Genomic DNA, 23,997 nt, shown 5'->3' on the forward strand with positions numbered 1-23,997 from the left:
GCCCAAGCGCCGACCAAAACCTCCTGGCAGCAGTCGACCGCCTCATCGCCGAAAGCGACGCGAGGTCCAGGGAGAACCTCGCCTGGCTGAAGGCGCAGATGGACTCCTACTTCTTCATCACCATGAAGGAGGAGTCCGAGGCGGTGCACGCCCTCGCCGTGGGGCTGAAGACCTTGGCGCAAAACCAGCGGCTCACCGTGGCGGACCGGGCGAAGACGCTGATCCTCGCCCGCCTGAACCGCCCCGGCTCGCTCTACGACACCCTGCGCACCCTGCAGGAGCGCGACATCTCCTACGCCGAGTTCACCCACTCGAAGGGGGCGGTGCCGGGGCTTTCCCAGGGGCTCGAGGTGCAGCGCTTCGACTTCGACCGCAAGGAGCACAGCGAGATCGCCGACGCCCCTGCCCCCGAGATCCCGGCCGAGCTGCGCGCCGGCATCGAGGAGGCGCTGAAAACGCGCTATCCCCTCTTCGATCTGGGCCAGCTCGACGCGCTACTGCGCCTTTTGTGGCTCAACAACGAGCAGTACGTGCGCATCTCCCCCCCGAACCGGGTGGCCCAGATCCTCTGGGTCTTCCAGGAAGGGAACCGCCAGGGTGGCATTTTCCTGGACGTGGAAGAGACCGACGACATGGGGCTCGACAGCGAGACCCGCGTCCTCTTCGCGGTGGGCAACCCGCCGCAGAACGACTTCCTCTTGCAGACCATGGAGGTCTTCAACCGCCTGGGCTTCGGGGTGCAGCGCGCCTACTGCCTCACCATCTCCAACGGCGTGCATCCCTACTTCCTCGGCACCTTCTACGTCAGGAAGCGCCCCGACGCGCCGCTTCTCTCCAAGGGGAGCGAGCTCTTCGACCGGCTGCAGATGGAGCTCTACAACACCCAGATCCTCTCCACCGCCTCGAGGACCTACCGCGAGTTCGTCACGAGCCGCGTGATGACCGGCGAGGAAGCGTCGCTCGTAAACGCCTTCATCGCCTTCTGCCACACGAACCTCGCCCATCACCACCCCGACCCGTACGGCTACGAGGACGTGATGCTCGCCTTCCACTCGCACCCGGACATAGCGCTGCAGCTCGCGAAGCTTTTCAGGATCCGCTTCCAGCCGGGGCTTTCCCTGCGCGAGGAGTTCTACCGGAAGACGCTCGAGGAGACGGTCCGCTTCGTCGAGTCCTACAACACCGGGCACCGCTACATCGACGACCTGCGCCGCGCCATCTTCCGCTGCGCCATCACCTTCATCAGGAACACGCTGAAGACGAACTTCTACGTGCGCGAGAAGCACGCCCTCGCCTTCCGGCTCGACCCGGCCTACCTGGCCGAGCTGGCACCCGAATTCACCGCCGACCTTCCCCCGGAGATCCCGTTCCGCATCACCTTCTTCTTCGGGCGCTACGGCAGCGGCTACCACATCGGCTTCTCCGACATCGCCCGCGGCGGGTGGCGCACCATCGTCACGAGGAATCGCGACGAGTACGTCACCTCGGCGAGCACCCTCTTCCGAGAGGTCTACGTCCTCGCCCACACCCAGCATCTGAAGAACAAGGACATCTACGAGGGGGGCTCGAAGATGGTGGTGGTGCTCGACGCCGCCCGTCTCGAGGCGCGCGACCTCTCCACCCAGCGCCTTTACAAGCTGCAGTTCGGCTTCATCAACGCCTTTTTGGACATCTTCGTCACCGAGAACGGCCGGGCCCGCGACCCGCGCGTCGTCGACTACTACGGCGAGGACGAGCCGATCGAGCTAGGCCCGGACGAGAACATGCACGACGTGATGATCGAGATGATCGCGCGCCAGTCGCTAAAGCGCGGCTACCTGCTCGGCATCGGCCTCATCTCCAGCAAGCGGGTCGGGATCAACCACAAGGAATACGGGGTCACCTCGACCGGCGTGATGCAGTTCGCCGAGACCGCCATGCAGCAGCTCGGCATCGACATAAGACGCGACCGCTTCAGCGTGAAATTCACCGGAGGGCCGAGCGGCGACGTGGCGGGGAACGCGCTGCGCATCATGCTCGAGCGCTCTCCCGAGGCGTGCATCAAGCTGATCCTCGACGGCTCAGGCGCCATCTTCGACCCGGAGGGGATGGACCACGGCGAACTATCCCGCATCGTGCTCAAGCACGACCTGGACGCCTTTGATCCGGCCCGCCTGCACCCGGGGGGCTTCATCCTGTACCGCAACGAGCGGCGCACCGACGGGCTGCGCGAACTTTTCAAACGCGCCGTCAGCACCGGGGCCGGGGTTCAGGAACAGTGGGTGACCACGGACCAGTTCCACCGCGAGTTCGGAAACCTCCTCTTCTCGGTCCCGACCGACCTCTTCATCCCCGGGGGGGGACGCCCCGAGACCATCGATGCCGAGAACTGGCCGCGCTTTTTCCGCGAGGACGGCACCCCCACCACCCGCGCCATCGTCGAGGGGGCGAATTCCTTCATCACGCCGGAGGCGCGGACCCAGATGCAGCGGCGCGGCATCGTCATCATGCGCGACGCCTCGGCCAACAAGTGCGGCGTGATCTCATCGTCCTACGAGATCATCGCGAACCTCATGCTCTCCGAGGAGGAGTTCCTGGCCCACAAGGAGCGCTACGTGGGGGACGTGCTGACGATCCTGGAAAGACGGGCGCGCGACGAAGCCGAGCTCATCTTCCGGCGCCACCGCGAGGCGGGGGGAAGCTTCATCTACACCGAGATTTCCGACGCCATAAGCCACGAGATCAACGGCCACTATGCGCGCCTCTTCTCGTTCTTCCAGAGAAACCCGGAGCTGTGCGACGAGCCGGTCTTCCAAAGCGCCATCCTCGCACACCTTCCCGCCATGCTGCGCGAGCCCCAGTACCAGGGGCGCCTGGAGCGGCTGCCGGCCAAGTGCCGCTACGCCATCCTCGCCGCCGAGATCGCCTCGTCTCTCGTCTACCGGGGTGACCAGGAGGCGGACTTCAAGGAGATGATCAAGGGACACCTGTTGCGCAACTTCGCCCGGCCCGAAGCGCTCACCCGGCCGGTGACGGCAGCACAATACATCCAGTAACTCACCCGCACGCATCAAGGAGGCGCACCAGATGGAGTTGAAACAGATACTAGTCTTCATGGACAACCTGGAACATTCCGCGGACCGGCTCGAACTGGCCATCGACCTGGCGAAACGGCACCGCGCGACGATCACGGGACTCAAGGTGGCGGTGCATCCCCTGATCCCGATGCGGAGGGGGCACGACAAGGAGGCGGGCGAGGAGCTGGCGCAGCTTTTCCGTGAGAAGACGGGAGCCGCCGACGTGAAGGGTGAATGGATAACGGCGGACGCCAAGGCGCTCGGCGGGGGCGTCGTTGAGGCGATCAGCCACTACGCCACCTTCGCAGACCTGGTCATCGTCGGACAAAGCGAGCACGGCTCCACGGAGCGCCGCGCCACCGATTTCCTCCCCGAAAAGGTGGTGTTCGGCTCCGGCAAGCCGGTCCTCATCGTCCCCTACGCCGGGCGCTACCAGAGCGTCGGCAGGAACATCCTCGTGGCGTGGAAGACCGGGCGCGAGTCTTCGCGCGCGCTCACCGATGCCCTCCCCCTGCTGCGGGTCGCCGAGTCGGCCCACATCTTCGAGGTGAACCCGAGCAACGACGAGATGGCCGACATGGAAGGGCTGCGGCGCTACTTAGCCGCCCACGGCGTGAAGGCCCAGGTCGAGACGAGCGCCATCACCGAGCTCGGCATCGGCGACGTGCTCCTGAACCGCGTGTCTGACGAGGGGAGCGACCTCCTGGTGATGGGGGGATACGCCGACCTGCACTTCGGCACCTACGTCCTCGGCGACGTCGCGAAGCACGTGCTGCGCCACATGACCATCCCGGTCTTCATGTCCCACTGATGGAGCGGATCGTCTTTTTAGACCGCGGCGGCATTTCGGTGCCGCTACGCGCGCCGTGCTTCCCGCACCGGTGGACGGAATACCCGGACACGCGCGAAGCCGAGGTGGTGGAGCGCCTGGCCGACGCCACCGTCGCCATCACGGACCAGGTCGCCATCACCGCGGAGCACCTGGCCGAGCTGCCGCAACTGCGCCTGATCGCGGTCGCCGCCACCGGGGTCAATCACGTCGATCTCGAAGCCTGCCGCCGCCGCGGTGTCGCAGTCTCCAACGTGCGCAACTGGTCGGTGAGCGTCCCGGAACACGTCTTCTCCCTCATCCTAGCCCTGCGACGCAACCTCCTTGCCTACCATGAGGCAGTCCAGGGGGGTGTCTGGCAGCGTTCGGAGGGGTATCTGGTGCAGGTGGAACCGATGCCGCGCTCCCTCTACGGGGCGCCCCTCGGCATCATCGGCGTCGGCGCACTGGGGAGCGCGGTGGCTGCGCTGGGCGAGGCCTTCGGCATGGAGATCCTCTGCGCCGAGAGAAAGGGTGCGGCGGAGGTACGCCCGGGACGGACGCCGTTTAACGAGGTGCTGGCGAAAAGCGACGTCCTGGTGCTGCTGTGCCCCTTGACCGAGGAGAGCTTCGGCATGATCGGAAAAGCCGAGCTCGAGCTGATGCCGCGCCACGCGATCCTCATCAACTGCGGCCGCGGCGGGCTGCTCGATGAAGCAGCGCTGGCGCAGGCGTTGGCGGAAGGGACGATCGCGGGAGCCGGGCTCGACGTCCTGACCCAGGAACCGCCCCGAGAGGGCTCTCCGCTTCTCGACTTGAAACAGCACAACCTGATCGTCACGCCGCATGTCGCCTGGATCAGCGACCGTTCCCTCGCAACGCTGGCCGAGCAGTTGATCGGAAACCTGGAAGGGTTCGTTCTCGGGCACCCGCGCAACCTGGTGGTCTAACAAAAAAAGCCGGGCCTCCATCGGGGGCCCGGCTTCGTTGTTTCCGTGGTTTTTACTGACTATTCGCCGTAGACGTGCAGCTTGTATTCGCCGAAGAGACCGAGGATGTTCTTCCCTTCCCAGTCGACTGCGGAAACCTTGGAAACGCCGCCGTTCTTCTTCGCGGTTTCGATGCTGCAGTCGCCGGTAGCTACCAGTCCCAGCACGCTCTTGCACTCCGCCACGCCATGCTTTCTATCAGCACCGTTCCCGGTAGCCGCCACCGGTAGTTTCAGCTCCGTGTAGAGGGCGCCCATCGGCACCGGCGAAGCGCAACCGAACATCATCCCGAGACCAGCCAACATACCAACGTAAAGAACTTTCTTCACAGCTTCCTCCTGAACAAAGTATTTGCCATCGCCTCCTGAAACCCTGTATTTGTACCAGTCATCCTGAAAGGTTAGGCCCGGCGACCTTAGCATGAGACCACACTTAATTCAAGAATTCGTATACGACTATTCGCATTACCTTACTCGTTTATTAATTGACTGGTACAAAAGCTTGCTAGTAAAATCCGCCAATCCCGCTACTTTAGGAAGCCCATGGAAACCACTGCAGACATATTCCCGGTTTTAGCGAAAGTCATGTCGATTCTACTCCTGGGGGGAGCCGTGCTTTTGACTGCGGCGCTCTACCTGGTGCGGAAGCTGACCAAAGAACTCCCGAAAGGCGCCAACCGCAACTGGTGGTACGTGCTGGCCGGGCTCCTGCTGCTGTTCCTATCGGGATACGTAGGCTTTTTGTCCCTCAAGGCCGGCAGCCTCTACACGCACTCCGAGATGCTCGTCGTGGTGATCTTCCTGCTGGGGGCGGTCTTCTGCCTGATGGTCTGTCTGCTCGCTTACCGGACCACCCTTGAACTGAAGCGGATTTACATCCTCGAGCACGAGGCGATGACCGATCCGCTGCTGGGGATCTACAACCGGCGCGTCCTGGACCGCAGGCTGCGCGACGAGGTGATGCGTGCACGGCGTCACCATCTGGACCTGGGGCTTTTGATGGTCGACCTCGACCGCTTCAAGTCAGTGAACGACACCTACGGTCACCAGGCAGGGGACCTCGTCCTGCAGCACGTGGCGCGGCTTTTGATGGAATCGCTGCGGCAGACCGACGTGGTGGCCCGCTACGGCGGCGAGGAGATCACCATCCTGCTGCCGCACACCCCGCCCGCCGAGACCTGCGACGTGGCCGAGCGCCTGCGCCGCACCATCGCCGGAACCCCGGTGAGCATCACTGATCACCACGGAGAGAAGACGGAACTGACGGTGACGGTGAGCATCGGCTGCGCCGGCCTTCTGCCGGAACACGACACGGTCGAGTCGCTTTTGCAGCGAGCCGACCAAGCGATGTACCAGGCAAAACAGCAGGGGCGCAACAAGGTGGTGCGCTTCGAACCCCGGCAAGAGGCGGCCGAGATAGTAGAGAGGGGATAGAAGAAGGTGGGCTCAGCGTTTGCGGGAATGCACCGACATCTGGGTCAACCGGCAATTTACTCCTTTTCCCCCATCTGCACGTACTTCTTCACCGTGCGCCGGTCGAGGCGGGTGCGGCGGGCGACTTCCTCGTAGGTGCCGCAGGTGTCGTATAAAAGCCCGCAGTAGGCGGCGAGGAGCTCTTCCGCACCGAACGAGCCCTCCCGTATCCCCGCTGCGAGACGATCCGCCCGGCCCGCTCCCTTCTCCCGGCGCACCCCCTGGTAGCGACCGGTCAGGATGATCCGCTTCACCGCCTGCTCCAGCTCCCTTACGTTCCCCGGCCAGTCGTAATCCACCCCGACGTCGCGCCTGATCACCTTCTTCACCAGTTGCCGCTCCCGCGCGGGAACCTGCTGCCCGGCAACGCGCGACAGGATGGCCGCGATCAGGTTGTCCAGCTCCTCCGGGTCCTCGCCGAGCCTCTCACGCAGCGGCGGGATGGTGACCACGTCGGAACAGAGGCGGTAGTAGAGATCCTCCCGGAACTTTCCCCCTAGCATCATGTCATCGAGCGGCCGGTTCGTGGCGGCAACGATGCGCCCGCTGAAGCGCCTCGCCTCATGACTTCCCACCGGATAGAAAACCCTTTCCTGCAGCACCTGCAAGAGCTTTATCTGCACCGGCACGCTCACGTCGCCGATCTCGTCGAGGAAGATGACGCCGTGCGGCGCACAGCGGCTGAAAAGCCCCTCGTGGTTCTCCACCGCGCCGGTGAACGCCCCCTTTTTGTGCCCGAACAGCTCGGACTCGAGCACCCCCTCGGAATACTGAGAGAGGTTGATGGCGACGAAATTCCGGGTGAAACTCTCCGGGAAGCCGTTTCCGGCCCGGTCGTAGGGGATGAAGCCGGAGCGTCCGATGGCGGCAGCCGCGGCCCCCTTGCCGGTTCCGGTCTCACCGAGAAGCAGGATGGAGAACTCCTCCATCCGGTTCCAAAGCCCCGCCTCGAACCAGCGGATATCATGGGTGAAGACGCAATCCCAGAGATGCCGGCGCAGCGCCTTCATGGAAGGTGAGCTCCCGACGAGGCCGTTTCTGATGAAGTAGAAGGCGCGGCGCAACTGGTAGAAGACGGCAAATGTCCGCTCAGCCTCGTCTTCGGATAGCCCGAAGCGAGCCATCTCCGCGAGCGCGTCGCCGGCGAAGCCGACCCGGCACGGCTTGTCCCCCGCCTGCAACTGGGCCTGGATGAGCTGGTCGAAGTGATCGACGTAGCGGTGGAAGACGTGGAAGAGGAAGAACCTGCGCAGCACCTCGCGCCTGGTCCCTTCCACGGCACGCAGGTCTGCCACCCCGCGCGCCCGCAGGCTCTCGACCTGGGTCGCCACCCGGGTGAGCACCGAGGTGAGGATCTCGTCGGGGGAAGAACCGGGCGACGCGCCGCCAATCAGGATATCGAGGTCGTCGCGCGTATCGCCGAAGGGATTGGCAAAAGCCGCCCGTGCCACTGTCTCCAAGAAAGTCCACTCTTGGTCGGTAATTTTTGCGACTGTCATATAACCTCTTCACATAAGTGCTGCTGTTACTCCAACCATCTCATTTCCCCCTCTCCCCCTGGGAGAGGGTCAGGGTGAGGGCGTCGACACAAAGACAATGATCATTTTATGTAGTATCAATGCACATAAAATGTCAACAAGCCTTTTGAAGCATCAGGCACAGTCGCAGTCATGTCTTACGACAAACCAGCACCTTATCCGCTATCACCTCTTTAAAACAGTCCTTGGCACACTACCTGTAATGACAATGGCATCTCACGCACAGGAGACACCGACATGCACGCAGCATCAGCAAACGGCATCATCGACATGCACTGCCACACCGCCGGCATCGGCGCAGGAAACAGCGGCTGCTTCATCTCGCCCGCCATGCGCAAAAGCTGGCGCTACAGGGTCTTCCTGAAAGCCTTCTGGGTCACCGAAGAGCAGCTCTTGCAGGAAGGGGACGCCCTGGTGATGCGGCGCATCTCCGAGCGGCTCGCCGCCTCGCAGCGCGTAACCGCCGCCGTCATCCTCGCCATGGACGGCGCGGTGGACGGCAACGACGAGCTTGATCGCAACAGCACCGAGATGTACATCCCCAACGACTTCGTCGCGGCTGAGACCGCCAAATATCCGAACCTCCTATTCGGGGCAAGCATCAACCCGCTGCGCCACGACGCCCTCACGCGCCTGGAGAAAGCGGCGGCGGACGGCGCCGTACTGGTCAAGTGGCTCCCCTCCATCCAGCACTTCGACCCGGCCGACGAGCACCTGATCCCGTTCTACCTGAAGCTGAAAGAGCTGGGGCTTCCGCTGCTCACCCACACCGGCACCGAGCACTCCTTCACCATGACGCGCAACGAACTGGGCGACCCGGAACGGCTAAGACTCCCGCTTTCGCTCGGGGTGAAGGTGATCGCGGCGCACTGCGGCAGCTGCGGCAGAAACGAAGGGGAGAGCAACTACCGCCGCTTTCTCCGACTCATCGACGAGTTCCCCAACTGCTACGGCGACATCTCCGCGCTCACCCAGATAAACCGGAAGTGGCACCTCACGCGCCTGTTGAAGAAGGGCGTTTCCGGACAGCTTCTCTACGGCACCGACATGCCGCTTCCCAACACCGTCTCGGTCACCCCCTACGCGTTCCCCATCAAGCTCTCGCCACGCCGCATGGTGGAGCTCTCCCGGATCGCCAACCCCTGGGACCAGGACGTGGCCCTCAAGGAGGCGCTCGGAGTGCCCGAGCAGGTCTTCTCGAACGCAAACAACGTCCTCAGGCTTCCCGTCCCCACCCCCTGATCCTGGAGCACCGACATGACCACCGCCTCATCCAAATCCTTCGCCTGGCTGAACGCCACCCAGTTCCTCGGGGCGCTGAACGACAACATCCTGAAGCTCTTGATCATCTTCTTCCTGATCGGCAGCCGGGGACGCGCCCACGCCGGGATGATCACCGCCTCGGTCGGCGCCGCCTTCGTCGTCCCCTTCATCCTCTTTTCCGCGCCGGCCGGATGCCTCGCCGACCGCATGGCGAAATCGAAGCTCATCGTGAACGTGAAGCTCTTCGAGGTGGCGGTCACCCTCTTGGCCGTCGCCGCCTTCGCCTTCAGACAGGAACATCTCCTCTACCTGGTCGTTTTCCTCATGGCGAGCCACAGCGCCTTCTTCGCACCGGCGAAGTACAGCATCGTCCCCGAACTGGTCCGGAAGGATGAACTCTCCCGGGTGAACGGGCTGATGGAATCCTGCACCTTCCTCGCCATCATCGTCGGCACCGGCCTTGCCTCCGGACTCGCCCAGGCAGCGGGAGGAAGCTTCTGGATCGCCTCGCTCTTCAGCCTCGCCGTCGCCAGCGCCGGGCTTGCCTGCGCGAGGATGATCGGCGAAAGCACTCCCGGGGACGCGGCCCGTCCCGTGGCCCTTCTCCCCACCGGCATCCTGCACACGGTTCGCGGCATCTCGAAAGACCGCCACCTCATGCTCGCCATCATCGGGCTCGCCTGGTTCATGTTCATCGGCGCCTTCGCGCAACTGAACTTGATCGGCTACGGCATGGAAAGGCTCGGGCTCTCCGAGGCGCAAAGCGGCTACCTGTTTCTCGCCGCGGCGCTCGGCATCGGCGGGGGCTCGCTCCTCGCCGCCAAGCTCTCCGGCCGCGACGTCGAGTTCGGCATCGTTCCGCTCGGCGCCGCCGGGCTCACCCTCGCCCCGGTCCTGCTGCACATCCTCCCCGGCAACCTTGCCGCGAGCCTCATCGTCATCGTCTTTTTCGGTGTCTCGGCGGGGGTCTTCAGCCTGCCGCTGCAGACCTTCATACAACTGCGGGCCGACGCCGCCATCCGCGGCGAGGTGCTGGCAGCCTCATCCTTCATCAACTGGGTCGGCATCCTCGCCGCATCCGGGCTCACCTGGCTCTTCAGCGGTCCGATGGGGCTCTCCGCCGCGCAGGGCTTCAGCGCCGTCGGCGCATTGACCCTGATCCTGACGCTCCTCTCGTTCCGGATCCTCCCGGACTTCCTGATCCGCTTCATCGCCCTCGTCACCATGCGGGTCTTCTACCGGCTGCGCATCAAAGGGCTCGAAAACCTCCCGGTGGAGGGGCCGGCGCTTCTGATCCCGAACCACGTCACCTGGGCCGACGCCCTCTTGCTCACCGCCACCTGCCAGCGCCGCATTCGCTTCGTCATGGAGCGAAGCATCTACAACACGCCCCTCTTGCGCGGCCTGTTCCGGCTCATGGGGGTGATCCCGGTTTCCTCGACGGACGGCAAAAGGGAGATGCTGGAGTTCATCAAGAGGGCGCGCGCCGCGCTGGACGAGGGGTACATGGTCTGCATCTTCGCCGAGGGGGCGCTGACGAGGACCGGCATGCTGGGCGAGTTCCGCGGCGGCTTCGAGCGCATCGTGAAGGACAGCGGCCACCCGATCATCCCGGTGTACATCGGCGGAGCCTGGGGGAGCATCCTCTCCTACGCACACGGAAAGCTCCTCTCCCGGCTCCCCGCACTCTCCCCCTACCCGGTCACCATCCTCTTCGGGGACCCGATGCCCGCGACGAGCCTCGCCGTCGAGGTGCGCCAGAAGGTGGCCGAGCTTTCCTGCGACTACTTCGCCTCCAGAAAGGAGCAGCGCCGGCCGCTGCCGGAGTATTTCATCCGCACCGCACGCCGTTACTGGGGACGCCGCGCCATTGCCGATACCTCGGGGAAGAACCTGAGCTACGGCCGCACCCTGACCTCCGCCGTCGCCCTGGCCGGAAAGCTCGACGGGATGATCGACGATGCGGAACACGTGGGACTTTTGCTGCCGCCGTCCGCCGGGGGCGTGCTCGCGAACCTCGCCCTCTCCATGCTGGGGCGTGTTACCGTGAACCTCAACTACACCGCCTCCGAGGCTTCACTTTCCTCCGCGGTGGCCCAGTGCGGCATTCGCACCATCGTCACCTCGCGCGCGTTCCTGGAAAGGGTCCCGACCCTGCCGCGGCTTGACGGCATGATCTTCCTGGAGGACATCGTCCCCGCCATCTCCGGCCGGGCAAAGCTCATGGCCCTTCTCAAGGCGAGGCTCTATCCCGCTACCCTCCTCTGCCGCGCTAAAGGGTTCCACGTCGACCAAAGCGCCACGGTGATCTTCTCCTCGGGGAGCACCGGCGAGCCGAAGGGGGTGATGCTCAGCCATCACAACATCATGTCGAACATCGAGGCGCTGCGCATGGTGTTCAAGGTCGATCTGAACGACAACATCTGCTCGGCCCTCCCTTTCTTCCATTCCCTGGGCTTCACCGCGACGCTCTGGTTCCCGCTCACGAGCGGCTTTTCCTCCGCCTACCACACGAACCCGATGGAGGGGGAGAAAATCGCCCAGGTGGTGCGCGAACACCGCTCCACGCTCCTCCTCGCCACCCCCACCTTCCTCCTCTCCTACCTGCGCCGCGCGAAGCGCGAGGATTTCGCCACGCTGCGCCTCGTGATCACGGGAGCGGAGAAACTGAAGAGCAAGGTGGCGGACAGCTTCCAGGAGAAGTTCGGCATCCGCCCTATGGAGGGGTACGGCGCCACGGAGCTCTCTCCCGTTATCACCCTGAGCCTTCCGGACGTGGAGATCGACGGGGTGAAGCAGCACGGGGCCAAGGAGGGGAGCGTAGGGCACCCGATCCCCGGCGTCGCCATCCGCGTGGTCGACCCGGAAAGCGGAGCGGTATTGAAGCCCGGGGAGGCCGGGATGCTCCAGGTGAAGGGACCGAACGTGATGCTCGGCTACCTGGGAAGAGAGGAGTTGACCGACGAGGTGGTGCGCGACGGCTGGTACGTCACCGGAGACCTAGGCGTCATGGACGACGACGGCTTTGTCAGGATCACGGACCGCATCTCTCGCTTCAGCAAGATCGGCGGCGAGATGGTTCCCCACGGGGTGATCGAGGACGAGTTGCACGCCCGGCTCGGGCAGAGCGGGATCCTCGCGGTAACCGCGGTACCCGACGAGAAAAAGGGGGAGCGGCTGGTGGTGGTCTATACCCGCGGTGCGACCGATGCCGCGACGCTCTTACAACACCTTTCCGAGAGCGAGCTCCCCAACCTCTGGAAGCCCGGACGCGACGGGTTCGTCGAAGTAGAGAGCCTTCCCATACTCGGAACGGGAAAGCTGGACCTGAAGGGGCTGAAAGAGATCGCGCTGGCGGCAACAAATTAGTTGTCATTTAGAAGCGTTACCGGTATCTTTTCCGCGCCTGCGGTCACCATCCGCCCATCGGCGCGCCGCAACCGGCCCACAACTCCTCCCCCTGGAGGGGGGAGGCCGGGAGGGGGGAAAGCGGAACCAAGACGCTGCGCGCCCCCTTCCTGACCCTCTCCCCCTTGGGACCGAAGCCCCTGCGGGGGGAAGGGCCTCGGCGCGAGAGGGCAAATTCAAACAATCGTACAAGGAGGCCCCACATGAGGCTTCGTCTCTGCATCCTGCTCTCGCTCTTCATCGCCCTATCCTGCGCGCCGCCGGTCATGGCCGCAGACACCCTTAAAGAACTCGTCGAAAGGGGGGCATGCGGCGGGGAATCGGACAATACCTGTACCGGGCACTTCCTCGAGGCGCACGGCTGCACCAAGGCGAGCGTGGAGCAGGGGCTCACGCGGGAGCTAAACGAGTTCCGCACCCTCGCGGAAGAGGCGCTCGCGCTGCGCGCGGAGACCATCAAGACCGGCATCCGCATCAAGCAAGAAATGGAGCGTGGCAAACCACTCTCAGGCGACGACCTCGCCCTCATCAACCAGGGAATCATCGACCACTTGGCGCTGCGCGAGAAGCTCCTAGCCCTGGCAGAGGCGCACGAGTGCTGGCTCGATGTCGACGACAGGTATTTCGCCGAGCTCGGGGTAACCAAGGAGAGCCGGCTCAAAGGGGTCATGCTCTCGCTTTCCTCCGCCCTGGTCCTCTACGACAACTACCTGCTCGCCATCTCCCTCTTCGAGGGTGACGCTAAGCTGCGCCGCATCCTGAACGAGCGCGACCCGGGTTATGCGGTGCGGCGCGCCGAGCTTGCCAAGGTCACCATGAACTACGATTCCATCGCGAACCGCCAGCGGGTACGCAGGGCGATCAACTTCTACGAGAAACAGATCAGGAAATCCCCCTTCACCTCGGACACCCTCGCCATGGACTACGTCTCCACCCTGATAAGGCAAAGCCCCTCATACGACATAGTAAAGAAATGGTCCCCCTTCTACGTAATCGGCAGAAAGCTCGGCTTCTTCGGCGCGGTGACCACGGACACACTGCTAGGTCTTGAGCGGGAGGGGACCAGCCTGTTCAGCATGGTTTTCGGAAACGCGGTGGGGCTCGTGGAGACCCGGAAGGGAAAACTGTACGGGAAGGAAGCGGTAAGGGCCGAGGTGCAGAGAAACCTGCAGGCGGGAGACATTCTCCTGGAGAAGACCCCCTTCCGGCTCACCGACAAGCTGATTCCGGGCTACTGGGGGCATGCGGCGGTGTGGACCGGCTCCGAGCAGGAGTTGCGGGAGCTGGGGATCTGGGATCACCCGGTGGTTAAGCCGTACCAGCAACAGATAAAAAGCGGCCACATGGTGGTCGAGGCGCTGCGCTCCGGGGTCGAGATGAACACCATGCAGCACTTCCTCAACATCGACAGCATCGGGATCCTGCGCAAGACCGCGGCCACACGTCAAGACCGCGCCCACACTGTGATCCAGGCACTGCGCCAGGTAGGGAAGCCGTACGACTTCAACTTCGACGTCGAGTCCAAGGGGAGGGTGTACTGCTCAAAGCTTGTGTACATGAGCTACAGCGGGGTCGATTGGCCGACCAAGAAGTCGCTGGGACGCACCACCTTCACGCCGGACGACGTGGCCATCAAGGCGATCAAGGGGGGCACCCTGCAGTTGGTGGCCTTCTACCACGAGGGGAATCTGGTCTCACACGACCCGCTCAACACCATGGCGAAGCTTATGGGATTACCCAACGGGAGCCAGTCGGCGCGGTAAGGGCGGAAGGAAGGGGCGGAAGGAAGGGGGGACCGGCACATAAAGAGCCGGTCCCCTTTTTTTATCAGATGCGGTGGATCAGGGCGCCCTGGTGCTGGACGGTGCGCGCGTATTGGACGGCGGGCTTGCCGAAGGCGATGCAATAGCCGACGGTGTGGTCCTCTGGGATGCCGAGGCGGGCCAGGGATTCGGGGACGAGATCGTTGATGGCGATCTTGGCGAGGCCGTCCCAGACGGTACCCACGCCGTTTGCCTGCGCGAAGAGCTCGAAGTAGCTGAGCGCGATCATGCAGTCCTGCAGCGGCGAGACCGCCTTGTCCGAGACCGACGCGACCAGCAGGTGCGGTGCGCCGCGGAAAAGAACGTCCACGCACTGCTCCTCCCAGAGCTTCACGAAATCGCCGAAGAACGCGAGCTGCTCGGGAAGCGCGTTCTCACGCACCAGACGCGCGACACCGGCCAAAAGTTCATCGCGGAAGGAGGCGAGCTTTTCCCGATCGTCGATAACCGTGAAGCGTACCTGGCGGGTGTTGACGCCGGTAGGTGCGTGCCAGGCGACCTCGAGCAGGCGCTGCAAAAGTTCCGGCTCCAGGTTCTCCTGCTTGTAGCGCCGCACAGACCGACGCCCTTTCATCAGGGTCTCCAGCTTTGCCGGGTCCGGGCGCCAGTCCCCCTCAAGCGGCGTACTCTCTTGCGGGTCGAGCCCCAGGATTGATACGGCGCCGGTGGGACAGACCGCGAAGCAGTGCTGGCAGCGGTAGCATCCCGCCTCCTTCTCCGCCATGATCAATGGAAACCCATCCGCCGTATCCATGACGTGCGCCGGACAGTCGGCAACGCACAGGCCGCACCTGGTGCATTTCTCCTTGTCTACCTTGAATTGCAGCATCCTTCCCTCCGGACCCTTTACCTGATGAAGTTGGTGAAGATCTTGGTCTCCTGCTCCGGCTCGGGCACCACCCCCTTGCCGTTTTCCACAAGCTTGAGAAGCCACGCCATGTTCTTGGCGAGAACGCGCATTATCTGCACACCTTCGCCGTCCTGAAGAGCCTCGCCGGGTGTCCTGCCGTGGATCACGTTCCAGTAGTTGGAAGTGGGGAGCAGCATCTCGGAGTAGTTCAGGAAGTGATTCAACTGGTCGAAGGTCGTCACTCCGCCGGAGCGGCGCACCGCGACCACCGCCGCACCCACCTTGTGGCGCAGCAGGCCGCCGTTCACGCCGGCCACGAAGAAGGCGCGGTCCATGAACGACTTCAAGGTCCCCCCGACCCCTGAATAGTGCACCGGGGACCCCAGGATGATGCCATCGGCACCCTTCATCTTCTGGACGTACTCGTTCACCTCGTCGTCCTTGATGGCGCACCGTTCATCCTGGTTCTTCAAGCACTGGTAACAGGCGATGCAGCCGCGGATCGCCTTGTTCCCGACATGGACGATCTCGGTCTCGATCCCATCCTTGGCCAGCTCTTCGGCCACCAGCTTGATGGCGTGATAGGTGTTCCCTTCCTTGTTGGGGCTGCCGTTGAATGCCACGACCTTCATTGTGTCTCCTCCCGTCTGGCTGTTCTGAATCAACCCGACGCTTTTCTTTTTTTTGCAGTTGGGCTATATAGGACCATTGGTGCCGGACCGTCAATAACGTACTTTTGCGAAACGTAGTACCTTATTTGAAACACGGTACCCTACAGGGAACCTCGCCAGAAGGAGATGACATGCAGCAAAGCCAGTCTACAGCCGAAGTAATGACATTGCGGGACAAGGAATACAAGTGCGGTATCGACGTGACACTGGCTCTTGTCGGTGGGAAATGGAAGGCCTCCATCCTATGGCATCTCGCACAGGACACCATGCGCTTTTCCGACCTGCAGCGACAGTTCGCGGACACGACGAGGAAGATGCTCACCCAGCAGTTGCGCGAACTGGAGGGCGATGGGCTGGTGCACCGCGAAGTCTACCCGCAGGTTCCGCCCAAGGTCGAGTACTCACTGACCGAGCAGGGAAAGAGCATCTTTCCGATCCTGGAGATGATGTGCGACTGGGGGGCGAGCTACCTTAAGGCGGCGAACACGCCCTGAAACCGGCCTGAGATCGCATCAAGGCAAATCCCCCCTGTCCCCCCTTCGCGAAGGCGCGCTACGGGGGGCAGGCTCCCCCTACATCAAGTGGGGAACGTAGGGGCTCATGCAGTGCTTCGCAGGAGGCCGCACTTCACGTTCCCCGGAACTTTCTGCAAAAACAAAGTAAAGGGCCCCTCTCCCGATGCCGGGGAGGGGCCCATTCGTGCTACTGGATTACCGCACTAGCGGCCACGTTCGTCATCCTTGTCCTGGCCGCGGCCCCGGCCCTGGCCGCCGCCCCTCTCGGGGCCGCCACCTCTTTCCATCCTCTCCTGCATCCTTTCCTGGCGCGGTTCCATGCGCTGCTCAATGCGAGGCTCATGCCCCCTTGGAGGCTCCATGGCCTTCGGCGCGTGCTGGGCAGGAGGCTGCATCCTCGGTTCGTGCTGCATCGGTGCCTGCCGCTCGCGTTCCGGCCCGCGCTGCATCTGGGCCGGCGGCATTGCACCCGGCCCTCTCATCTCGGGACGCTCCTGGCGTACCGGCGGACCGGATGGACGTTTTTCCACCTCCCTCAGATGTTGCCGTACCACGCTGTTTTTAGGCTGGTAACGGTAACTGTCACGGCGCACCCTTTGCTGCTGTTCGTAAGTAGAAGGATAGCGATCACCGGTATAGCGGCGCTGGTAGGTGGGAAGCGGCGCCCTGCCGGGCGCGCGGCTTCTGTCCCAGCGGTCCCAGCCGTGGCGGCGTTCTTCCCATCCGCGTCCCCAGTGCTGTCCCCAGCGCGGCGGGTAGTTGGGCGCCCAGGACCTGAAGTAGACCGGCGGTTCAACATAGTACCGCACCGGTACGCGCAGGATGTAGACCGGCACCACATAGGGGTCTACCAGAGCCCATGGACCGTTGTACCAGGAGCTCACGTACCAGTTATCGTTCCAGAAGCTCCAGTACATGCCGTCATAAAAGAAGTAGTTGCCGGGGACATTGGGGGCATAGTAGACGGGATAACCCGGTATAGGGCGCAGGTCGGGGTAGCCACCGAGATTGATCCCGATGCTCACGTTGGGAAGCCCGATCCCTATGCCAACGCTCACTGAGGCTGTTGCGGTAGTGGACAGACAGAACAGCAAGCCCAGTACTATGAAGCAATGACGCAATCTTTGCATATTGTCCTCCATTTACTCAGCAGGTGTTGTAGGTATCTCAAAGCGGCGCGGCCCTCTCTTACAGCATCGCGCCGCATAACAGCATACCACATTCCAGCTGCTGCACCAAAACAGCCACCGCAACACAAAGGAAAAGCCACCCGTATGGGTGGCTTTTCGGTACTGCGACTGTTACTGCTGATTACCGCTAGTGCTCTTCGGTATGCCCGCCGGTCATCCCTGCGCTGAAGGTATGGCAGTTGCTGCAGTCATACCCTTTGCTCTGGACGTGGGTGCTGTGGACGCTGTTGGCGCCCGGGAAGCTCTTCATGCCATGGCAGTTGTCGCACAGGGTGGTCATCGCTTCCTTCAGCGGATAGCCGGTGCCGTGGCAGGCCGCGCAGTTCTTGCGGTCGCGGTGGTTGCTGTGCAGCGAGGTGAAGCTCGTGTAGGTCTTCGCCGAGTGGCAAACGTCGCACAGTTGCGCGGTGGTGCCGCGACGGGTGTAGCCGAGGTTTGCGAACGGAATACGGTTCGCGCCGGCGGTGACCTGCGGGTGGCAGCCGCCGTTGGAGCAGGAGACTGCGGTGGTCTTCGGACCTACGCCGTGGAAGATCCCCTCGTACTGCTCAGTCGGGACGAAGGTGTGGGCATTGTAGGTCATCCCCTGGGCGGCGGCGCCCAACTGGATGGCGGTGTTGATGTCACCGGTCTCGAAGGCGTACTTGTTCTTCACCGGCAGGAGCTGCTTGGTGGTGGTCTCCATCGGCTGCGAACCGGTGTGGAGTTTGAACGGGTAGAGCTTGGAGAACTTCCCGGTCGGATCGACGAAAGCTCCGTCGGGGCTGCTGATCACCTGCACGCCGCGGGAATCGAGGCTGGCGGGATCCTTGAACTTGTAGAAGTGGCTGAACCCGTTGAACCACGCGTAGGTCGGCATGATGTTGGTGCCCTTGGTCATCTCCGGGTCCCACAGCGCCTTGGCTGTGTCGATCTCCATGACGGCCCAGTTCCTGTGCGTGTCGGTCGGGATGGTCTTCGCGAAGGTCGGTACGTGGCATACGGAGCAGTTAACCTTGTCGCTGTGGCGGTTCAAGTCGTTGTAGCTCACGTTGGTGGAGCGGTGCGGGATGCGGGAGTGGCAGTTCTCGCAGGAAAGTACGCGGGTGGTGTCAAGAGCGCGCATGTCGGAGCCGCGGCCTGCCATCCGGTGTCCTTCGGTCCTATGGCACTCCTGGCAGGCGAAGTTCTGCCCGTCGCTTCCCATGTGCACGTCGTAAGCCTTGGTGCAGACCTTGTTGGTCGATTCGATGTCGCCGCGCTTGTAGTTGTCACCGCCGCCGGACTTCTCGTGGCAGCGCATGCAGGTGGTGCGGGTCGGTCGGATCACGTTCTGCGCGATGGAGAGCACGTTCAGACCGTCGGCCGGGACCATGGAGAAGGTGCCGTCGGCGTTCTGGATCACCTTCCTGGAGTAGCCGTTGCCGTGGCACATGAGGCAGTCGATGTTCTCAAGCTGCGCCTGGCTGGAGGTGGTGGAGGGCTTCAAACCGTTGCCCGCATGGCAGACCGCGCAGCCGCCGGGGCCGGTGGTCCCGTCGGTCTTGGCGAAGATGGTCAGCCAGTTCATGTCCGGCTGAATGCAGAAGTTGTTGATGCCGCCCATCTTGGAGGCCTTGGAGCCGGAAGCCGCCAGCTCAATCGCCTTCTGGTTGTCGCCGGTCCACTGGTAGTGTACCGAACCGAACATGGCGGTCGCCTGGCTTGCGTGGCAGGAGCTGGTGATGCAGGTGGCCGGACCGTTGTACGCGGTCACGTAGCTTGCGTGGCTCGGCACCGGGAGCTGCACCTTGAAGGTGGTGGAGCCGGAACCGGTGTTGCTGCTCGTGTCGGTGAAGCTGACCGTGGCGGTGTAGGTCCCTTTCGGTGCGGAGCTCGAGAGGGTGTAGTTGTAGTAGGCGAACCCGGTGTACGGGTCCTTGCTCATGGCGACACCGTTCAAGAGCGTCGTCCCGGTAGGGCTCTTGATGGTGACGTTTGCGTAGCGGATCTGGGAAGTGGTGATCCGGGTGGTGCCGTTCTCGGCGTTGGCCTTCACGGTTACGACGGAACTCTGACCATAGTTCAGCTTGTTGGTCGCCGTCTGCACCGAAAGGGTCGCCGCGAAAGCGGTGCCGTAGCAGGAAGCGGCCAGCAGCACGCCTCCAACCAGTGCGGTTTTCTTCATGTCAACCTCCTTGGATGTGTTCCCTGCAGTGCGAACTATTTGCCCGTGGCCACGGTCTGTGCGTTCACAAGTGGGCATAACAAGCAACACTTATACCAAAATGGGCGCGCCCTAATAAGCAACCGTTTCACCTACAGAAATGTCCGATCCCCTCCTACAGACCTGCCGCTCCGGGTGAGCCACTCCACCCTGTTGGGTGTTATACACCACCAGCTAGGGTGAAATCCCCATTAACAGAGAAACGTTGACATATTAAGCTAAATCTCATACAAGTCCCCTGCTGACCATCACCTGCTCCAAGAGAGCCGTTCTACGAGAGGCATCATGAAAAACGCTATCCGTGCCGCGATAATCGCCATCCTTCTTCTCCCAGCGTTCGTCAACGCCGGCGACGTCACCATCACCCGTATCAGCAGCGGCGCGGGGACGAAACAGTTCCCGGACATATACGGCGGGCGCGTGGTCTGGCAGGACAGCCGCAACGGCAAGGCGGACATCTACCTCTTCGACATCGCATCAGGCATCGAAACGCGGATAACCCAAGGTGGGCACGACCACAAGAAGCCGCGCATCTACGGGGACAGGATCTACTGGCAGGACTACCGCAACGGGAACTCGGACATCTACATGTACGATCTTGCGGAGAAAAAGGAGAGGCCGGTGGTGGTGTCGCCGATCCAGAAGATCGACCTTGCCGTCTCGGAACGGTACCTGGCCTGGACCGACCTGAGCGACGGCAAGGGAACGGTCTGTCTGTACGATCCGGCCACAAAAAAGGAAAAGTGGATGACGTCAGGGCAGGCGCCGCAAGGGTTCGCCGCCCTGTCGGCGCAATACCTGGTCTGGAAGGACGAGCGCAACGATTCGGGCGACATCTACCTCTATGACATCGCGAAGGGAAAAGAGTCGAGGATCACCAGCAACCCGGAGGCCCAGTGGTCGCCGGCCGCGTACGGGAACTTGGTGGTGTGGGAGGATAACCGGAACAAGGACGTACTGCCCAACTACGACATCTACCTCTATGACACCGCCACGGGCAAGGAGAGACAGCTCACCAGAAGCGACGCCAACCAGCGCTTCCCGCGCGTCTGGGAGACCAAGGTCGTTTTCGTCGACAATTCCCGGGCGGAGGCAGAAGATATCCACCTCCTCGACCTGGCGACCGGCAAGGAAACCGCGCTGACTCACGGGACCACGGATTACTACACACCGGCGATCTACGGCGATCGTGTTGTCTTCAGTGACCTGAAGAACATCTATCTGGCGACGATACCAACCGGCGGCGCCAGGTAACCGCCCACCCCGCGAGGCGGGTGCGTAGACTTATCATGACTCGGGAGGCTTCTCCCGTTTGGACTGCAGGCCTTCTTTCATTTCCTCGAAACAGGAGGGGCAGATGCCGTGGCTGAACAAGGCGTCGGTGTGCTCCGAGATGTACTGTTCCATCTGCTGCCAGCTCTCCTGGTCATTGCGGATCTTCTTGCAGTAGGAGCAGATCGGGATCACTCCCTCGAGGATGCGCACTTTGGCAAGCGCAGCCTCCAATTCCTCCACCTTTGCCGCCAGCTCCCCCTGGATTACCTTTCGCTCAGCCACGTCCTGTTCCAAGATTCTGTTCAGCGTTTCAAGCTCCGCAGTCCTCTCCTTCACCTGCCCCACCAGCCCATCCTTCTCGGCCCGCAGATGCCTGGACAGATCGTTGAAGGCGCCGGTCAGCTCCCTCAGTTCCGTCCCATGGAGCGGTAGCGCAATATCCTCTCCGAGCTTTTTGTCATCGCGGATGATTGCCATAGTCCGGTCGCGGAGGTCCCCGAGCGGCCCGAGCAGCAAGCGGTCCATGAACAGGAACTGCAGGGCCGATGAAACTCCGAGTATGGTCAACAGCAGCACGGAAAGCTTGAAGGAGAGTTCGTTGGCGCTGGCGTAGGCCTGCTGCAGCGGGATGCGGATCGAGATGGCGGAGACGAGCTCGCGATCCTGCCGGTTGAAACTTCGCGTCTCCCCGTATTGCCTGACCAGTTCCGCGGGCGCCGACTGCGGCATGCTGTGGCAGCGCAGGCAGCTCTTCTCCATGCTCTCCCCGCGACGCATGACGACGAAGTAGGGCTTTCCGTCTATCTGACGTATGTCGGAACGGACATCGAGTGCGTTATCGCGCTTGAGGTCGGCGATGAAGGCGCGTTCGAACGGGTCTGCCTCGTTCTTCGGGCTTCTCGCGTTCACCGCGCATTCCTTGTAGTAGTAATCACTCCTTGAGAAGGCCTTGTTGTAGGCGTCGATCTCACGCACCGCGTAGGTGGACGACATCCAGACCGGATCGAAGTACTCCGGCGTACGGTAACGGTCGCTGAGATCGAAAACATGCGGCTTCAGCTGGTTGGAGAAGTAGCTGTGGATGGCCATGTTGCGGTCCAGAATGAGGCGCGCCTTTTCCTGGGCCTCCGCCAGTGCCTGCCCGCGCTGGTGATAGTTCACCGTAACGACGATGGCAGCCGCGACAGCAACAAAGGAGGTCACATACAGAGCCAGGAACAGATTTTTAGCTGAAATCGCGCGCATTTGCCTTCCGTCATCAGGGTTTTAGCCACCCTACTGTCAGCGACAATAGCTGTCAATGGGGTTTTTAGCCATTTCGGCTACCGCACAATCCCGGCCGCAGTCCCGCTGAAGGTCCCAGTCGTATTGCTGCGTCCCCCCTCTGTCTTCTCCACCCTGCACACCACCTCGGCGCCGGAGACGATTACCCGCCTGCTCGACATGGGGCTTGATCCCTTCAGCTTCTCCGATGCGCTTTTGTGCATCCTCGCCCAGCGTCTGGCCCGCCGCCTGTGTTCGGCCTGCAAGGAGAGCTATCAACATGACCACACTCAAGCAGGACGGCATACTCAAGTGCCTGCAGGGAATCACCGACGTACACGAGGTGCGTCGCGTCTGTATCAAGTAGGAGGGTTGTGTTTCACCGAGAGATCGGTTATAAAGTCTTGTCTGCCTATAACTCGTCGGCAAACCTTCACTATGATCAATAAAATGCTGCATCATAGATCACTGCTGATATTCCTCACCTGCGCCACTACGCTCTGCGTCCTATTCTTCGGGATGCGAGTGCCTGAAATCTCGCAGCCGGGGCGCAGCCCCAAGCCGAAACCCCGCGCCTACATAGAAGAGCAGTTCAAGAAGCACCATGAAACCGCGGCCAAGAAGTCACTGGACCACGTTCATGCCGAACTGCCGCCGGCCGTCGAACCGGTACTTCATGCCACCTATCGCACCGAGCTCCCCCACGCCTTCCACGGCGCGGCACTCTCCCCGTATTTCCCCAACCTTTCCCGGGCGCCTCCTCACTCCGCAGCCTGACCCATTCGCGCCATTAACCACAGCTCCGTTGCCACGAGATGGCAATCATGCGGTCGCTTGCGTCCGCGCGCGCCCTGTCGCGTCCAATAAACTACTGAAAGCAGAAGATGGAGGTTTTCCATGAAGATGTCTCTCAAGCGTTTCGTTCCCGTTCTTTGCACCGGCCTTTTGATCGCAGGCGGCTGCGCCAAGCAGCAGGCAGTCAAGGCCGACCAGCCGATCGCTCCTTCTACCACCACCCAGTCGGCCGCACCCACGCAGGCTAAGCCGGCCGAGTCCAAACCGGCGGCGGCTCCCACGACGGCCCTGCCGGACTCCAACATAAAGAGTGAAGGGCTCGCTCAGGCTCAGGCGGCCCCCTCCAAGGCCGCCGCCGTTTCCCAGGCTCTCGAAAAGATCTACTTCGACTTCGACTCCGACATCCTGAGCGACACCGCCCGCAAGACCCTCGCCGCCAACTTCGACAAGCTGAAGGCTATGGGTAACGTCAAGGTCCGCGTCGAGGGTAACTGCGACGAGCGCGGCTCCGACGATTACAACCTGGCCCTCAGCGAGCGCCGCGCGCAGGCAGCGGTGAAGTACCTGACCTCGCTCGGCATCCCCGCGAGCCGCCTCTCCTTCATCGGCTACGGCGAGGAGAAGCCTGTCGACGCCGCCCACACCGAGGACGCCTGGTCCAAGAACAGGCGCGACGAATTCACCATCAGCAAGTAAAGAGGCAGACATCAGGAGGGGCAACGACAGCAAATCGCTGCGGGGCCCCGTCCCCCTTTACGAACTTCCATCCGAGAGGGGGAGGTCGCCTACGAAGCGCAGGACATGAACTCGCGCTCCCCCCTTTGCGAAGGAGGACGGGGGATCTAAGTAAGTTCGGCATGAATCAATTTTCGCGCAGCGTCCGCGATCTGACCAAG

Annotated in this window: 19 protein-coding genes and 1 pseudogene; 12 read left to right on the forward strand and 8 right to left on the reverse strand. The window is 62.6% G+C overall.

Going from position 1 to position 23,997, the window contains the following annotated elements; translation table 11 throughout:
* Window positions 1-98 precede the first annotated feature (98 nt).
* The 3 genes from E8L22_RS03590 to E8L22_RS03600 are packed head-to-tail and all read left to right on the forward strand — an operon-like array spanning window position 99 to window position 4,814.
* Window positions 99-3,035, forward strand: coding sequence for an NAD-glutamate dehydrogenase domain-containing protein (locus E8L22_RS03590; protein ID WP_246044588.1), 2,937 nt, complete (start codon window positions 99-101; stop codon window positions 3,033-3,035).
* Between the two features lie 37 nt (window positions 3,036-3,072).
* Window positions 3,073-3,867, forward strand: a complete 795-nt coding sequence (locus E8L22_RS03595) for a universal stress protein (protein ID WP_162604768.1) — start codon at window positions 3,073-3,075, stop codon at window positions 3,865-3,867.
* A gap of 38 nt (window positions 3,868-3,905) precedes the next feature.
* The gene (locus E8L22_RS03600; protein WP_246044537.1) at window positions 3,906-4,814 is read left to right on the forward strand and encodes an NAD(P)-dependent oxidoreductase; all 909 of its coding nucleotides are present in this window, start codon (window positions 3,906-3,908) and stop codon (window positions 4,812-4,814) included.
* A gap of 59 nt (window positions 4,815-4,873) precedes the next feature.
* Here E8L22_RS03600 and E8L22_RS03605 read toward each other — a convergent pair whose 3' ends face one another.
* Complete coding sequence (locus E8L22_RS03605; protein WP_198420113.1) at window positions 4,874-5,182, reverse strand: TRL-like family protein; 309 nt, start codon at window positions 5,180-5,182, stop codon at window positions 4,874-4,876.
* Window positions 5,183-5,395: 213 nt separating this feature from the next.
* Here E8L22_RS03605 and E8L22_RS03610 point away from each other — a divergent pair, with 213 nt between their 5' ends.
* Window positions 5,396-6,286 carry a GGDEF domain-containing protein gene (locus E8L22_RS03610; protein ID WP_136523880.1) on the forward strand — a complete coding sequence of 297 codons (891 nt, stop codon included), beginning with the start codon at window positions 5,396-5,398 and terminating at the stop codon, window positions 6,284-6,286.
* A 56-nt stretch (window positions 6,287-6,342) separates the two neighbouring features.
* On the opposite strand, the gene E8L22_RS03615 is transcribed toward E8L22_RS03610, so the two are convergent.
* On the reverse strand, window positions 6,343-7,824 hold the full coding sequence (locus E8L22_RS03615) for a sigma 54-interacting transcriptional regulator (protein WP_136523881.1): 1,482 nt from the start codon (window positions 7,822-7,824) through the stop codon (window positions 6,343-6,345).
* A gap of 276 nt (window positions 7,825-8,100) precedes the next feature.
* On the opposite strand from E8L22_RS03615, the gene E8L22_RS03620 reads away from it, so the two are divergent.
* From E8L22_RS03620 to E8L22_RS03630, 3 genes are all read left to right on the forward strand, one after another.
* A complete protein-coding gene (locus E8L22_RS03620; protein WP_136523882.1) occupies window positions 8,101-9,105 on the forward strand; it encodes an amidohydrolase family protein in 1,005 nt (334 codons plus the stop codon).
* 15 nt (window positions 9,106-9,120) lie between these two features.
* Entirely contained in the window at window positions 9,121-12,495 is a 3,375-nt protein-coding gene (locus tag E8L22_RS03625; protein ID WP_136523883.1) for an acyl-[ACP]--phospholipid O-acyltransferase, read from the forward strand.
* A gap of 242 nt (window positions 12,496-12,737) precedes the next feature.
* Entirely contained in the window at window positions 12,738-14,297 is a 1,560-nt protein-coding gene (locus E8L22_RS03630; protein WP_198420114.1) for a YiiX/YebB-like N1pC/P60 family cysteine hydrolase, read from the forward strand.
* Window positions 14,298-14,361: 64 nt separating this feature from the next.
* Here the strand turns inward: E8L22_RS03630 and E8L22_RS03635 are convergent, their stop codons facing one another.
* Both E8L22_RS03635 and E8L22_RS03640 read right to left on the reverse strand, forming a co-directional pair.
* Window positions 14,362-15,186, reverse strand: a complete 825-nt coding sequence (locus tag E8L22_RS03635; protein WP_136523884.1) for a nitroreductase family protein — start codon at window positions 15,184-15,186, stop codon at window positions 14,362-14,364.
* 17 nt (window positions 15,187-15,203) lie between these two features.
* A complete protein-coding gene (locus E8L22_RS03640) occupies window positions 15,204-15,839 on the reverse strand; it encodes a flavodoxin family protein (protein WP_136523885.1) in 636 nt (211 codons plus the stop codon).
* A 170-nt stretch (window positions 15,840-16,009) separates the two neighbouring features.
* Here E8L22_RS03640 and E8L22_RS03645 point away from each other — a divergent pair, with 170 nt between their 5' ends.
* Window positions 16,010-16,372 carry a winged helix-turn-helix transcriptional regulator gene (locus E8L22_RS03645; RefSeq protein ID WP_136523886.1) on the forward strand — a complete coding sequence of 121 codons (363 nt, stop codon included), beginning with the start codon at window positions 16,010-16,012 and terminating at the stop codon, window positions 16,370-16,372.
* Window positions 16,373-16,596: 224 nt separating this feature from the next.
* On the opposite strand, the gene E8L22_RS03650 is transcribed toward E8L22_RS03645, so the two are convergent.
* Together E8L22_RS03650 and E8L22_RS03655 are read right to left on the reverse strand one after the other, a co-directional pair.
* Window positions 16,597-17,451, reverse strand: a complete 855-nt coding sequence (locus tag E8L22_RS03650; RefSeq protein ID WP_246044538.1) for a hypothetical protein — start codon at window positions 17,449-17,451, stop codon at window positions 16,597-16,599.
* Between the two features lie 259 nt (window positions 17,452-17,710).
* Window positions 17,711-19,729 carry a hypothetical protein gene (locus E8L22_RS03655; RefSeq protein WP_162604769.1) on the reverse strand — a complete coding sequence of 673 codons (2,019 nt, stop codon included), beginning with the start codon at window positions 19,727-19,729 and terminating at the stop codon, window positions 17,711-17,713.
* A gap of 324 nt (window positions 19,730-20,053) precedes the next feature.
* On the opposite strand from E8L22_RS03655, the gene E8L22_RS03660 reads away from it, so the two are divergent.
* On the forward strand, window positions 20,054-21,022 hold the full coding sequence (locus E8L22_RS03660; RefSeq protein WP_136523889.1) for a TolB family protein: 969 nt from the start codon (window positions 20,054-20,056) through the stop codon (window positions 21,020-21,022).
* 33 nt (window positions 21,023-21,055) lie between these two features.
* On the opposite strand, the gene E8L22_RS03665 is transcribed toward E8L22_RS03660, so the two are convergent.
* Window positions 21,056-22,288, reverse strand: a complete 1,233-nt coding sequence (locus tag E8L22_RS03665) for a Tll0287-like domain-containing protein (RefSeq protein ID WP_136523890.1) — start codon at window positions 22,286-22,288, stop codon at window positions 21,056-21,058.
* 77 nt (window positions 22,289-22,365) lie between these two features.
* On the reverse strand, window positions 22,366-22,530 hold the full coding sequence (locus E8L22_RS22055; protein WP_198420115.1) for a hypothetical protein: 165 nt from the start codon (window positions 22,528-22,530) through the stop codon (window positions 22,366-22,368).
* Between E8L22_RS22055 and E8L22_RS21700 the strand changes: the two are divergent.
* From E8L22_RS21700 to E8L22_RS03680, 3 genes and pseudogenes are all read left to right on the forward strand, one after another.
* Window positions 22,487-22,645, forward strand: a pseudogene (locus E8L22_RS21700) (ATPase, T2SS/T4P/T4SS family); the annotation flags it as partial. The gene E8L22_RS22055 and the pseudogene E8L22_RS21700 overlap by 44 nt on opposite strands.
* A gap of 111 nt (window positions 22,646-22,756) precedes the next feature.
* Complete coding sequence (locus tag E8L22_RS03675) at window positions 22,757-23,083, forward strand: hypothetical protein (protein WP_136523891.1); 327 nt, start codon at window positions 22,757-22,759, stop codon at window positions 23,081-23,083.
* Between the two features lie 120 nt (window positions 23,084-23,203).
* Window positions 23,204-23,797 carry an OmpA family protein gene (locus tag E8L22_RS03680; protein ID WP_136523892.1) on the forward strand — a complete coding sequence of 198 codons (594 nt, stop codon included), beginning with the start codon at window positions 23,204-23,206 and terminating at the stop codon, window positions 23,795-23,797.
* Window positions 23,798-23,997 lie beyond the last annotated feature (200 nt).

Origin of the sequence: Geomonas ferrireducens (genome assembly GCF_004917065.1) — a bacterium.
GTDB lineage: Bacteria > Desulfobacterota > Desulfuromonadia > Geobacterales > Geobacteraceae > Geomonas > Geomonas ferrireducens.

Excerpts from the sequence above, each read along its gene's own strand:
- E8L22_RS03625 (WP_136523883.1), top strand. The coding sequence starts at position 9,121 with ATGACCACCGCCTCATCCAAATCCTTCGCCTGGCTGAACGCCACCCAG.
- E8L22_RS03680 (WP_136523892.1), top strand. The coding sequence starts at position 23,204 with ATGAAGATGTCTCTCAAGCGTTTCGTTCCCGTTCTTTGCACCGGCCTT.
- E8L22_RS03615 (WP_136523881.1), bottom strand. The coding sequence starts at position 7,824 with ATGACAGTCGCAAAAATTACCGACCAAGAGTGGACTTTCTTGGAGACA.
- E8L22_RS03660 (WP_136523889.1), top strand. The coding sequence starts at position 20,054 with ATGAAAAACGCTATCCGTGCCGCGATAATCGCCATCCTTCTTCTCCCA.
- E8L22_RS03635 (WP_136523884.1), bottom strand. The coding sequence starts at position 15,186 with ATGCTGCAATTCAAGGTAGACAAGGAGAAATGCACCAGGTGCGGCCTG.
- E8L22_RS03620 (WP_136523882.1), top strand. The coding sequence starts at position 8,101 with ATGCACGCAGCATCAGCAAACGGCATCATCGACATGCACTGCCACACC.
- E8L22_RS03610 (WP_136523880.1), top strand. The coding sequence starts at position 5,396 with ATGGAAACCACTGCAGACATATTCCCGGTTTTAGCGAAAGTCATGTCG.
- E8L22_RS03675 (WP_136523891.1), top strand. The coding sequence starts at position 22,757 with ATGCTGCATCATAGATCACTGCTGATATTCCTCACCTGCGCCACTACG.
- E8L22_RS03655 (WP_162604769.1), bottom strand. The coding sequence starts at position 19,729 with ATGAAGAAAACCGCACTGGTTGGAGGCGTGCTGCTGGCCGCTTCCTGC.
- E8L22_RS03630 (WP_198420114.1), top strand. The coding sequence starts at position 12,738 with ATGAGGCTTCGTCTCTGCATCCTGCTCTCGCTCTTCATCGCCCTATCC.
- E8L22_RS03665 (WP_136523890.1), bottom strand. The coding sequence starts at position 22,288 with ATGCGCGCGATTTCAGCTAAAAATCTGTTCCTGGCTCTGTATGTGACC.
- E8L22_RS22055 (WP_198420115.1), bottom strand. The coding sequence starts at position 22,530 with ATGCACAAAAGCGCATCGGAGAAGCTGAAGGGATCAAGCCCCATGTCG.
- E8L22_RS03640 (WP_136523885.1), bottom strand. The coding sequence starts at position 15,839 with ATGAAGGTCGTGGCATTCAACGGCAGCCCCAACAAGGAAGGGAACACC.
- E8L22_RS03590 (WP_246044588.1), top strand. The coding sequence starts at position 99 with ATGGACTCCTACTTCTTCATCACCATGAAGGAGGAGTCCGAGGCGGTG.
- E8L22_RS03645 (WP_136523886.1), top strand. The coding sequence starts at position 16,010 with ATGCAGCAAAGCCAGTCTACAGCCGAAGTAATGACATTGCGGGACAAG.